This window comes from Limisphaera ngatamarikiensis, from assembly GCF_011044775.1.
GTDB classification, from domain to species: domain Bacteria; phylum Verrucomicrobiota; class Verrucomicrobiia; order Limisphaerales; family Limisphaeraceae; genus Limisphaera; species Limisphaera ngatamarikiensis.
Map to the genome: position 1 here is coordinate 28,614 of NZ_JAAKYA010000092.1, position 12,455 is coordinate 41,068.

Annotated in this window: 9 protein-coding genes; 4 read left to right on the forward strand and 5 right to left on the reverse strand. The window is 65.2% G+C overall.

Features of this window, described 5'->3' with window-relative positions; translation table 11 throughout:
• Together hpnA and G4L39_RS13735 are read left to right on the forward strand one after the other, a co-directional pair.
• A partial coding sequence (gene hpnA, locus G4L39_RS13730; protein ID WP_205881030.1) for a hopanoid-associated sugar epimerase occupies nucleotides 1-1,069 on the forward strand: 1,069 nt, incomplete at its 5' end.
• Complete coding sequence (locus G4L39_RS13735; protein ID WP_165109053.1) at nucleotides 1,066-1,938, forward strand: hypothetical protein; 873 nt, start codon at nucleotides 1,066-1,068, stop codon at nucleotides 1,936-1,938. The genes hpnA and G4L39_RS13735, both read left to right, overlap by 4 nt.
• A gap of 37 nt (nucleotides 1,939-1,975) precedes the next feature.
• Here G4L39_RS13735 and G4L39_RS13740 read toward each other — a convergent pair whose 3' ends face one another.
• From G4L39_RS13740 to trxA, 5 genes are all read right to left on the reverse strand, one after another.
• Nucleotides 1,976-5,332: an efflux RND transporter permease subunit gene (locus tag G4L39_RS13740; protein ID WP_165109055.1), complete on the reverse strand. Its 3,357-nt coding sequence runs from the start codon at nucleotides 5,330-5,332 to the stop codon at nucleotides 1,976-1,978.
• Nucleotides 5,333-5,384: 52 nt separating this feature from the next.
• Nucleotides 5,385-6,299: an efflux RND transporter periplasmic adaptor subunit gene (locus tag G4L39_RS13745; protein ID WP_165109057.1), complete on the reverse strand. Its 915-nt coding sequence runs from the start codon at nucleotides 6,297-6,299 to the stop codon at nucleotides 5,385-5,387.
• Nucleotides 6,300-6,487: 188 nt separating this feature from the next.
• Nucleotides 6,488-6,751, reverse strand: a complete 264-nt coding sequence (locus tag G4L39_RS13750; RefSeq protein WP_165109059.1) for a YgaP family membrane protein — start codon at nucleotides 6,749-6,751, stop codon at nucleotides 6,488-6,490.
• A 31-nt stretch (nucleotides 6,752-6,782) separates the two neighbouring features.
• Nucleotides 6,783-6,950 (reverse strand): DUF6132 family protein, encoded by a 168-nt coding sequence (locus G4L39_RS13755; RefSeq protein ID WP_205881031.1) that lies wholly within the window; start codon nucleotides 6,948-6,950, stop codon nucleotides 6,783-6,785.
• Nucleotides 6,951-6,975: 25 nt separating this feature from the next.
• Nucleotides 6,976-7,320 carry a thioredoxin gene (gene trxA, locus G4L39_RS13760; protein ID WP_165109063.1) on the reverse strand — a complete coding sequence of 115 codons (345 nt, stop codon included), beginning with the start codon at nucleotides 7,318-7,320 and terminating at the stop codon, nucleotides 6,976-6,978.
• A gap of 353 nt (nucleotides 7,321-7,673) precedes the next feature.
• On the opposite strand from trxA, the gene G4L39_RS13765 reads away from it, so the two are divergent.
• Nucleotides 7,674-8,027, forward strand: a complete 354-nt coding sequence (locus G4L39_RS13765; protein WP_165109065.1) for a rhamnogalacturonan endolyase family protein — start codon at nucleotides 7,674-7,676, stop codon at nucleotides 8,025-8,027.
• Between the two features lie 3 nt (nucleotides 8,028-8,030).
• Nucleotides 8,031-12,455 (forward strand): rhamnogalacturonan lyase family protein (locus G4L39_RS15850; RefSeq protein ID WP_205881032.1); only part of this gene is annotated, 4,425 nt, incomplete at its 3' end.

Genomic DNA, 12,455 nt, shown 5'->3' on the forward strand with positions numbered 1-12,455 from the left:
CACCCTCCGCCGGGACCTGACCCGGCCACCGGATTCCCCCCAACCCAACGCAGCCATGAAATGTCTGGTCACAGGCGCCACCGGATTCATCGGATCCAACCTCGTGCATGAGCTCATCGCCCGCGGTCACTCGGTGCGGACCCTGGCCCGCAAACACAGCGACCGCCGCGCCCTCGAAGGCGCCGACTGCGAATGGATCGAAGGCGACGTCACCGATCCCGAAGCCGTGCGCCGCGCCGTGCAGGGGTGCGACTGGGTCTTCCATGTCGCCGCCAGTTATCACCTCTGGATGCCCGATTACCGACCCATGTTCGCCACCAACGTGGAGGGTACACGCAACGTCATCGAGGCCGCCACCCGCGCCGGCTGCCGTCGCATCGTCCATACCAGCACAGTCGGTTGCATCGGCCTGCCCAAAAAACAAAACGGCCGCTGGATCCCCTCGGACGAAACCACACCGGTCTCCGCCGCCCAAATGTCCAACCCCTACAAACTCTCCAAATGGCAGGCCGAACAGATCGCCCTCCAATGGGCCCGCGCCGGAAGCCCGGTCGTCATCGTCAACCCCAGCGCCCCCCTCGGCCCGCGCGACATCAAACCCACCCCCACGGGCAAAATCGTCGTGGACTTCCTCAACCGCGCCATGCCCGCCTACGTGGACACGGGACTGAACTGGGTCCATGTCCGGGACGTGGCCGTGGGCCACATCCTCGCCGCCGAACGCGGGCGCGTGGGTGAGCGCTACATCCTCGGCCACGCCGAGGGAAACTGGACCCTGCGCCAAACCCTGCAGGTGCTGTCCGACCTCACCGGTCTGCCGGCGCCACGCCTCCGCATCCCCTGGTGGGTGGCCTTCATGTTCGCCTGGCTGGACGAACGCCGCGCCGCCCTTACCGGCCGCCCGCCGCGCGCCCCCCTCGCCGGTGTCCGCATGGCCCGCTATCACATGTTCTTCAACCCGGCCCGGGCCATCCGCGAGCTCGGCCTCCCCCAAACCCCGCCCCGCCAGGCCTTCGCCGATGCCATCGAATGGTTCCGTGCCCACGGATACGTCCGCACCCAGGCATGAGACGTTCCCCGCTCCGCAAGATCGCCCCGGCCTTCCCCGCCCTGCTTCTCACGGGCGCCGTGCTGCTCCTGCCGGCCTGTCGCTCCCATCCAACCGTAACCGGCCCTGCGAACGATCCCCGCCCACCCCGCGCCAACCCCGCCCCACCAACCAACGATCGCTTCGCACGGGCCCGACTGTGGAAGCCCCCCGATGCCCCAACCACCCAGGGCTGGTCCGGTCTCCTGGCACCCTTGATCCTGGAGGAGGTGATCGGAACCGAGCCGGCCCCCGGGACGCCAACGCCGCACCTGCGCATGTTCGCTCACGAGGAATCCATCTTCGTCGGCGGCCGGTTGCGGCCGCAAATCTTCTACCTCTGGCGACAGGAAGAAGCATCCACGAGCGGCCGGCATCCACCCCCGCCCTGGCAGGGCATCCGCATACTCCTGGGCAGCCGGGACCTGCCGATCCTTTGGGAAACCGCCGGCACCGTCGTCCCCCGGCGACACCTCTACGTGGCGCGGCATTGGGAGGAGGCGGCTGCGCGTCGTTGGGGACCGCCCGCGCCCCCGCGCCGGTTCGCCGTGGAAACACCGGCAGCCACGCAGCCCCATGCACCCGCCTTCGTGACGGACATCTTCGATGACGCGCCCATGCCCATGGGCCCGATCGTTCACATCACGGCCGAAGGCCGCATCGCATCGCTCATCTGTCGGTGTTCACCCGCCCGGGTCCAACGACTCTCCAGCCAGCTGCCCTACGAACTGCAACCCCTGTCAGCCGCCCTGACCATGAACCACCTGGACCCGGTCCCCGCACCCGGCTCGGCCGCATGGCTCACGGCGGCCCAGTTGGAGACGCTGCTCCACTGGCTGCCCGATCTCTGACGCTTCAGCGCGGCGCGATGGCCCCCCTGCCAGACCGTCACGACGCGGTCACCGGGATGCCCCCCTCCGCAGGTTTCTCGTACACATGCCGGTACGCCATGTAATACAGCACCGGCACCGCCATGCGGCTGATCAACAACGACGCAACCTCGCCGGCCATGAGCGAGATGGCCAGGCCGTTGAAAATCGGATCCGCCAGAATCACCGCCGCACCCACCACCACCGCCATGGCGGTCAACAACATGGGCCGAAACCGAACCGCCCCGGCGTCCACCACCGCCTCCGCCAGGGGCAGCCCCTCGGCCAGGCGCTGTTCGATGAAATCCACCAGAATGATCGAGTTGCGCACCACAATGCCCGCACCCGCCATGAACCCGATCATGGACGTCGCCGTAAAAAACGCACCCATGCCCCCATGCGCCGGCAAAATCCCGATCAACGAAAACGGAATCGCCGCCATCACAATCCACGGCGTCAGGAAGGAGCGGAACCACCCGACCATCAACGCGTAAATCAGCACCAGCACCGCGGCAAACGCCAGACCCAGATCGCGGAACACCTCCAGCGTGATGTGCCATTCCCCGTCCCACTTGATCGCCGGCGCCAGGTCAGTAAACGGCATGCGCGCATTGTAAATCTTCAACGGGGCACCGTCCCCGCCAAACAGGCGCGTGTCCAGTTGCCGCAGGGCCCGGTTCATCTTGAGAATGGCGTACACGGGGCTCTCCGCCTCGCCCGCCACGTCCCCGATGACGTACGTCACCGGCATGAGGTTCTTGTGGTAAATGCTCTTGTCCGCAATGTCGTATTCCACCCGGACCAGCTCCCGCAACGGGATCAACGGCGGTGGCCCACCCGCCGCACCCGGCTCGGGCAGGGCATTGGCATCGCCGGATCGCACCCACAGCGCCAGCAGCTCCTCCGGCGAAGTCCGGGCCCACCGCGGCAGCTCCAGCACCAGATTCACATCCTCCTTCTCCCGCGGCTGATGGACCAGGTCGATGGACAACCCGCCCACGGCAATCTGCAGGGTGCGCGAGATGGTCTCGGCACTGATGCCGTGCAGCGCGGCCTTCTCCTTGTCGATCACAAACCGCGCCCGCGGCTGGTCCGCCTCAATATAGGCGTCCACGTCCACCACCCCGGGCGTGCTCTTGAAAATGCGCCGCACTTCCTCGGCCAGCCGCAGCCGATCCTCCTCGCTCGGCCCGTACACCTCCGCCACCAAGGTCTGAAGCACCGGCGGCCCCGGCGGCACCTCCGTCACCGCCACCCGCGCCCCGTACTTCTCGGCAATCTCCGCCACGCGCGGACGCACCCGCTTGGCAATGTCATGACTCTGTGCCCGGCGCTGGCCCTTCGGCAGCAGGTTGATCTGCAGGTCGGCCACGTGCGCACCGCGCCGCATGAAATAATGCCGCACCAGGCCGTTAAAATTGAAGGGGGCGGCCGTACCCACGTAGATCTGATAATCCGTCACCTCGGGTTCCGTGCGTACCGCCGCCGCAATCTCGCGCGCGGCCCGTGCCGTGCGTTCCAGCGAGCTGCCCTCCGGCATGTTGAGAATGATCTGAAACTCGCTCTTGTTGTCGAAGGGCAGCATTTTGACCTTCACCCACCCCAGCGGCACCGTGGCCATCGCGGCCAGCAAGAGCATCGCGATGCCCCCCAGGAACAACCACCGCCACCGCGGATGCGCAATCAACGGCCCCATGAAATGCCGGTACAACCGCGTGAACGCGTCCTCGGGATGTTCCGCATGGGTCCGGGGGGCCGGCCCCGCCGCCGCACCCTCCGTCAGCCGGCGATACTTGCGGCCCCAGCGCAAAATCCGAATGCTCGCCCACGGCGTCACAATGAACGCGATCAACAACGACCAGAACATGGCCGCGCTGGCTCCAATGGGGATCGGCCGCATGTACGGTCCCATCAACCCACCCACAAACGCCATCGGCAACACCGCCGCAATCACGGCAAAGGTCGCCAGGATCGTCGGATTGCCCACCTCCCGGACGGCTTCAATGGCAATCTCGCTCCAGGGCCGGCCCCGGTTGTGCGGCAGATGGAAATGCCGCACGATGTTCTCCACCACCACGATGGCATCATCCACCAGGATCCCGATGCTGAAAATCAGCGCAAACAACGTGATCCGGTTCAGCGTGAACCCGGTCAGGTAAAACACCAGCAGCGTCAGGGCCAGCGTCGCCGGAATGGCCACACCCACAATGCCCGCCTCCCGCATGCCCAACGTGATCCAGATCAGCAGCGACACCCCGAACACCGCAATCCCCATGTGCAGCAGCAGTTCATCCGATTTCTCCGCGGCCGTCTCCCCGTAATGACGGGTGATGCTCACCTGCACGTCGGCCGGTATCAGCGTGCCCCGCAGGGTCTCGATCTTGCGCAGCACGCGGTTCGCCACCGTGATGGCATTGGCCCCGGGCCGCTTCGCCACCGTCAGCGTCACCGCCGGTTCCTCCTCGGGCAACGGCTCGCCACCCCGCCGCGCCGCACCGTACCCAAACAACACGTACTGGGTCGGCTCCTCCGCGCCGTCCACGATGTCGGCCACGTCCCGCAAATACACCGGTTTGCCCCCGTGCACGCCCACCACCACCTGCCCCACCTCCTCGGCGTTCCGGAGAAATCCCCCCGTCTCGATGATCACCTCGCGATCGTCCCCGGTCAGCCCGCCCGCCCGGTACTGCCGGTTGGCCTGCTGCAGCATCGGAATCAGCCCCACCGGACTCAGATTCCGCGCCGCCAGCCGCACCGGATCCAGCAACACCCGCACCTGCCGGCGCGCCCCGCCAATGATCATCGTCTCGGCCACCTCCGGGACCTGCTTCACCGCGTCGTCCACCTGGGCCACCAGCCGGCGCAGCGTCAGATGATCATGGTTCGGACTGTGAAAGGTCAGCGCCAGAATCGGCACGTCATCGATGGATTTCAGCTTGATCAGCGGCTGGCCCACCCCGTGCGGAATCCGGTCAAAATTCGAGCGAAGTTTCTCGGTGAGTTTGACCAGGCTCTCCGTCGGGTCCGACCCCACCTTGTACCGCACAATCACCAGGCTCTCCCCTTCCTTGGACGTGGAGTAGATGTATTCCACCCCCGGGATCTCCCACAGCAGCTTCTCCATCGGCCGGGTCACACGTTCCTCAATCTCCCGGGCCGACGCCCCGGGCATCGAGACCATCACGTCCACCATCGGCACCTTGATCTGCGGCTCCTCCTCCCGCGGCAGCATCAACACGGCAAACACGCCGAGCAAAACCGACGTGACAACCAGCAGCGGCGTCAGCTTCGAATCAATGAAGGCCCGCGCCAGTCGCCCGGCCACGCCCAAACCCGCATGCACCGCCGGCGTGTGCTTCAATGTGCCCTGGTTCATAACCGTCCCTCCTGCAGCGTCCGACTCAACCTCCGCCGGTCCCCCGCACCGCTCATCGGATCGTCACCGGCTGCCCATCCCGCAAAGGCCGATCCGACTCCACAACAAGGCTTTCCCCCGCGGCCAGTCCCGAAACCACCTCCACCTCCTCCCCCAGCCGCTTGCCGGTCTTCACCAGCCGCAGTTCCGCCCGGCCCTCCTTCACCACGTAGGCCAGCTCCATCTGTCCCTTGACGTGAATGGCCCGCACCGGAACCCGGATGGCCTCCACCTCCGCCACCGGGACCAGCAACCGACCAAACTGCCCGCTGCGCAAACCCGGCCGCGCCGGCAGATCCACCTTCACCGGAAACGTCCGCGTCCGCGGATCCGCCACGGGGGTGATCTCACTGACCGTCCCCTCCAGGGTGACCTGCGCCGCCGGAACCCGCACCGTGAGTGTCTGACCCAACTGCACCCGATCCAGCAACGCCTCGGGCAGGTCCGCCTCCAACCGGAGCGCCTTCGGGTCCTCGATCTCCAACAGGGCCCGACCCGGCACCGCCAGGTCGCCCACGTCCGCGTGTTTGGCCGTGATCACCCCGTCAAACGGCGCCACGATTCGCGTGTGACCCAGTTGGGTCTCCGCCTCCTGCAACGCCGCGGCCGCAACCCGCAACTGCGCCTCCGCCGCATCGTACTCGGCCCGGGAAATGGTCTGTTCCTGAAACAGCTTTTCCCGGCGCCGGAAATCCCGTTCCGCCTGCTCGTACACCGCCCGGGCTTGCTCGTACCGGGCGCGGATCTCCCGATCATCCAGACGGACCAGCAGTTCCCCCGCACGGACACTCTGGCCCGGCACAACCAGCATCTCCTCAATCCGGGCCTGCACCTTGGCCTCCAGCGCCGCACGGAGTTTCGGCCGCACCGTGCCCACCACCTCCTCGGTGGCCCAGCGCCGTAGCCGTTCCACCGGCTGCACCTTCACCGTCGCCGCAGGTAACGACGGCGCCGACTCGGCCGGACCGGAATGCGGCCGATGGCACCCGGTCAAAACGCCCAAAAACAAGCACAAAAAGGGTATCGCCCTGAATTTCATGGCCGTCGCAAATCAGTTCTTTGAGTGTTTTGCGGCCCAAGGATGAACCCGGGCCGCAACCGTGTCAGCTCTTTGTTTCAGCCACGGCAGCAGGAGCCGCCGCCGCCCGCCGTCGCGGGCGCCGAGCTCCCTGCCGCTGCAGCCTGCTGCCCCGACTTCTCACCGCCCACGCCGAGCCGCCGCAGAATCGTCTCCAACGGGCAGAAGCCCGTGAACGAACTCTGCAACAGATTCAGCCCGACGAACGCGGTGAACCACAACCAATACCGGCTGTGATAATGTGCCAGCAGCAGGCTCAGCAGAATGAAGCTACCGGCAAACCGTCGTATGATGCGTTCCATAGGCCAGTCCTCCCAACATCAGGTTGCCGATTCAGTGCAGGCTGGAGGCAACCAACGCCCCCAGCACCGCTCCATATACCGTGCTAATGACCGGATGACTGGTCAAGGGACACGTCCCGGTGCTGCAACCCACCAGCTTGTACCAGCCGTAGCCCAGCACCGCACCCGTCACCGCCCCCAAAGCCAATCGCAGGATCATGCGCATCGCCCTTCTCCCGGGTCCCTTACGAATGCGCGGCGTGTTCCAGACACGCCTGCGCCAGCCGTTGCTCCAGTGCCCGGGGCGGAACCAAACCCACCACCCGGTCCACCGCCCGGCCCCGCGAAAAGAGCATCAACGTCGGCACCCCCGTAATGCCATACCGCATGGCCAGCTCCGGGGCCTCGTCCACGTTGATCTTCACAAAATCCACCCGGTCAGACCACTCGGCTGCCATGCGCTCCAGCACGGGCGCCAACATCCGGCAGGGCCCGCACCAGGGCGCATAAAAGTCCACCAGCACCGGCCGTTCGGCCTTCAGCACGACCGTCTCAAACTCCAGTTCGTTGATCTCTCGGACTACGTTCATCGTTCCGTTCCTCCTGGAGCCGCCCGCTTTCCGGGGCCGCTCCGCAGGGGATGGAGCCGCCAACAACGGTTTGGTTACAAGCCCGGTCCTGTTCCTGCCCTTCCCGCCCCGGCCCGATCCTCGCCAACCGGGTCATGCAAGCCGTGGGACCGTGCCGCCCTCAATCCCCGCCATGAAACCACAAACCCCGGCCACTCCATCCCCGTCCACAACCGCCGTGTCCGCCGGCCAAACGGCCCCGCACCCGGCAGACCCGACCCTGCGCTTGAGTCGCCGGCGCCTGCGCCATAGGTTGATCCCGTAGGAAGCCCGGGAGAACACCGAAAACACAGCCTCAAAACGGAGACGGAGTGATGGTTCCGATCGCCATCGCGGGACGCTTCGCACAGCCAGGGAGGCCCGTCCGGGGCATGTTCCTCCACGGCGGAACATTCCTGGCCGCCCTGCTCGCCGTGGTCATGGCACTGCCTGCCCGCGCACAACGTCAGATGGAACCACTGGGCCGCGGGCTGGTCGCACTGCGAATCAGCAGCACACAGGTGTACGTGAGCTGGCGCCTGCTGGGTAACGACCCCGAAGACCTTGGGTTCAACCTCTACCGCGCCGCTGGCGGCGCCCCGCCGGTCCGCCTCAACGCCGCGCCCCTGACCAACACAACCGATTACGTGGACACACCGCCCAATCTGGCCACGGTGGCCTACACGTAGTCGGTGCGCCCCGTGCTGAACGGCGTGGAAGTGCCGGACACCTATGCGCACCCCTCGAACACCCCCTTCACACTGCCGGCCAATGCGCCGGTCCGACAGTACATCCCGGTACCCATCCAACCGACTCCCGACGGTGTTTCCCGACGCGTGGGTTACATCCGGGTGGGCGACCTGGACGGCGACGGTGAATACGACTTCGTTTTCCCGCGTTTCCATCCCACGGTGACCACCAACATTTACGTGGACGCATACCGCCGGGACGGCACCCTGCTGTGGCGCGTGGACCTTGGCCCCAACAGCCTCAACCAATACAGTATCGAACCCGGAGCCAGCGCGATCGACATCGGTCACGGCGATAACATGGCCGTGTATGACCTGGACGGCGACGGACGTGCCGAGGTCATCCTCCGCACCGCCCGCGGGGTCGTCCTGCCAAATGGAACCGTCATTCCCGGCCCTGATGACAATACCCAATACATTTCCATCCTCGACGGCCTGACCGGTCGCGAACGAGCGCGCGACACCGTCCCCAACCCGTACCTGGCGGATGGGCCGCTGAATGGCCACATGGGCATCCTGTACGACGGGAAACGCCCCGTGCTGATCTACAAGGCCAAAAACCGACGCGATGACGGCACTTTCCAGGGAATCACCAGTGCCTGGACCTACCGCAACGGCACGCTCACCAGGCTCTGGACCTGGCTCCACTCCAGCGCCTGGGCACCGGAAGCCCATCAAATCCGACTCGGCGACCTGGATCACGACGGGCGCGACGAATTCCAGGACATCGGTTACGCCCTCCGTGTGGACGGCACCTACATGTGGGGCAACCCGGAAATCGGTCACGGAGACAGGTTCCACACGCTCGACATAGACCCGGACCGGCCCGGCTTGGAAACGTTTCTGATTCAGCAAGACAACCCCTCCGGCCTCGGCATGGCCCTGATCGAGGCGGCCACGGGAAAGTTCATCAAGAAATGGTACCTGGGCGGCGTGGGCGACGTGGGGCGGGGCGTGGCCGCCGACTTCGACCTCAACCACCGGGGCTGCGAGATGTTCTCCACCATGGCCAACCTGTACGATTGCAAGGGCAACGTCATCTACAACACTCACCCATGGCCGGTGGAGACGATCTGGTGGGACAGTGACCCGGCCCGCGAACTCCTGGTGACGGTCGGAAGCACGGGCGAGTCGCCGGCCATTGGCAAGTTCAACCCCTCCAATCCGGGCACTCCAACCCGCATTTATACCATCTACAACGAGACACCGCCCGGGGTCTACTGGCTCTATGGCGGCCGGCCCAATTTCTGCGGGGACATCCTGGGTGACTGGCGGGAGGAGCTTGTCCTGCCCGCAAACGACAACAGCGAAATCCGTATCTACATCACCAAGATCCCGGCCACCAACCGGCTCTACTGTCTCATGCACAACGGGCAATACCGCATCCAGGCCGTCACCAAGGGCTACTGGCAGTCCGCCTACGTGGATTACTACCTGGGCGGAGACATGGATCCGCCACCGCCGGCGCCCTTTTCCAACGCACGGCTTGTCTGGCGCGGCGGCGGTAGTAATCTTTGGGACGTCGGCGTTACACCCAATTGGTTGACCAACAACCTCTGGGTTTCCAACTTCACTGCCGTCCCCTACCAGCAGGGTGATTCGGTTCTGTTCGATATCAGCGGGTCCAATCATGTTTCCATCCACCTGACCACCGACCTTCAGCCGGCCGAGGTCACGGTGTACTCCCCCAGGGACTACACATTCGCCGGTCCGGGCCGGTTGTCGGGTCCCATGAAACTGACCAAGGTCGGGGGCGGCCGACTCATCCTGCTGGGAACCAACACCTACAGCGGACGCACGCTGGTGGCCGAAGGGTCTCTGGTTGTGCATGGTCACCTCATTAACTCCCCGCTAACGGTGCGCGGCGGCACATGGCTGGACGGCCGGCTGTCCGGAACGGGCATCGTCTCCGCACCGGTTACCATCCAGCGCAACGGAGGTCTCTCGCCCGGCAACGGCACCAACGCCCCGGGCACTCTCACCATCGCCAACAACCTGACACTCCACAACAGCTTGAACGACTTCGACCTTTCCGACGATCCTTCCGGCAGCGTCCGGAAGAACGACCGGGTGATTGTGACCGGCAACCTGACCCTGCTGGGTACCAACACGTTTCGCATCTGGCGCCTCAACACCAACGTGTCGGCCGGGTACTACCCGCTCATCTCGTACTCCGGCACGTTCTCGGGTTCCCTGGCGGCCCTGCGCACGGTTGGACTGGAAGGGATCCCGCACACCTTCACCAACCGCGCCAATCAGTTGGAACTCTGGGTCCGACCCACGCGTGCACCGGCAACCGTCGTATGGACCGGTGGGCTCAACAACAACGCGTGGGACCTGGCTCACACACCCAACTGGCTCAACGGCACGAACCAGGACGTGTTCATGCCGGGTGACACCGTGTACTTCGACAACACAGGAGCCTCCAATCTCACCGTCCGACTCAGCGACTGGCTGCCGGCTGCAAAGGTCGTCGTGAACAGCACGCTCAACTACACCTTCACCGGTGACGGAGGTCTGATGGGCGCGGCAAGCGTGCTCAAGTCCAACACCGGTTCACTCACCCTCCTGGCGGGGAACAACACCTACACCGGCCGCACTGTAATCGCCGGTGGGACCTTGATTGTTCCCACGCTTGAACCGAGTGGCTTCCCCAGTGCCCTAGGCTCGGCGTCGCCCGACCCGTCGAACATCCTGCTGACCTCGGGTGCCACCCTGCGCGTCAATTCCCAGGCCTACACGGACCGCGGGCTCACGCTTGGTCCCGGCACCAACACCCTTGACGTGACTGGCAGCCAGCTCACCCTGGCCGGTCCAATGGTCGGCACCGGCACCCTGCGCAAGACCGGTGGCGGCACACTGGCCCTGAGCGCCAGCAACAGTTTCACCGGCGGCACAATCATCGAATCCGGCGCGATCAACCTGCTGGATAGCCGTGGGAACATTTACGGGTTGGGCACAGGGCCCGTCATATTCATCAACGGGACACTGAGCTACATGGATCTGCAAGCCAGCCTCAGTTATCCGCAAAACTTTATCGTGCCAGCCGGCTGCTCCGGGCGTATCAACTGTGACGGACGCTCCTCTCTGACCGGTTCACTCACCGGCGCGGGCACATTCACCGTGTATGTCGGCTATGTCCGGACGGATTTCCGGGGCGATTGGTCGGGCTTCACCGGGCAAATCAACGTCGTCACGGACAGTGACGGGGGTGATTTCCGACTGAACAACAGGGCCGGTCTGCCCGGCGCAAGGCTCAACCTGGCCAGCCTGGCAAGCTTGCAGAACCGGGTCAGTGGCACTCCCACCATTCCGATCGGCGAATTGGCAGGTGCACCCGGTAGCAACCTGTCCGCACCGGGTGGCAATGGAGGTCTGCCGGTGATTTGGAGCGTCGGCGGCCTCAACACCTCCGCCACATTTGCCGGAAACACCTTCAACAATGTCGGCCTCATCAAGGTCGGCACGGGCACCTGGACGCTCTCGGGCACCAACCTCGCACACACCGGCCCGACCACCATCAACGCCGGCACACTCCTCTACAATGGTATCGGGACAAACTCGACCAGCCCCCTCACCGTCAATACCTCAGGCACACTGGGCGGCACCGGATTCATCGGTGGCAACGTCACCGTGCACGGGACATTGAATCCGGGCCCGACCGCGGGCAGCAGCATCGGAACCCTGACCGTATCGGGCAACGTCACTTTCAGTCCCTCCGGCCGGGCGGTCATGGAAATCAACAAAACCATGGCCAGCCATGACCGGCTCGTGGTGGGCGGAACGCTCACCTGCGGCGGCATGCTGGTCGTCACGAACCTGGGCGGTACCCTGTCGGCCGGCGATAGCTTCAAGCTCTTTGATGCCAGGGTGTATGCCGGTGCGTTTTCCAATTTCGCGCTGCCGCCCCTGCCTGCAGGGCTGGCCTGGGACACTTCAGCCCTGAACACGAACGGCACGTTGCGAGTGGTTGCACAAAAGCCGGCCGGAGCCAACATCGCCTTTGTCAGTTTTCATCCTGCGGACGATCAGCCGGACGCGACGGCGGCCGGGGCGGGTTTTACCAATGCGCCGGATGCCGGCTACACCCGGTTGTTGCGGGCCCGGGGTCATACGGTGACCCGGCTGGTGACGGTGGACAGTGCGGATGCCAATCCCGACTTCATTGCGGCTCTGCAGACCAACGACCTGGTGATCATCAGCCGTTCGGTTCCCAGCTCGCACTATCAGCAGGCCAACGAGACGGCCTTTTGGAACGGGTTGAGCAAGCCGGTGATGATCCTGGGCGGCTACATCATCCGGGGCGGGACCGGGGGTGGTTCGCGTTTGGGGCTGACCACGGGCGAGACGATGGTGGACACGACCAGC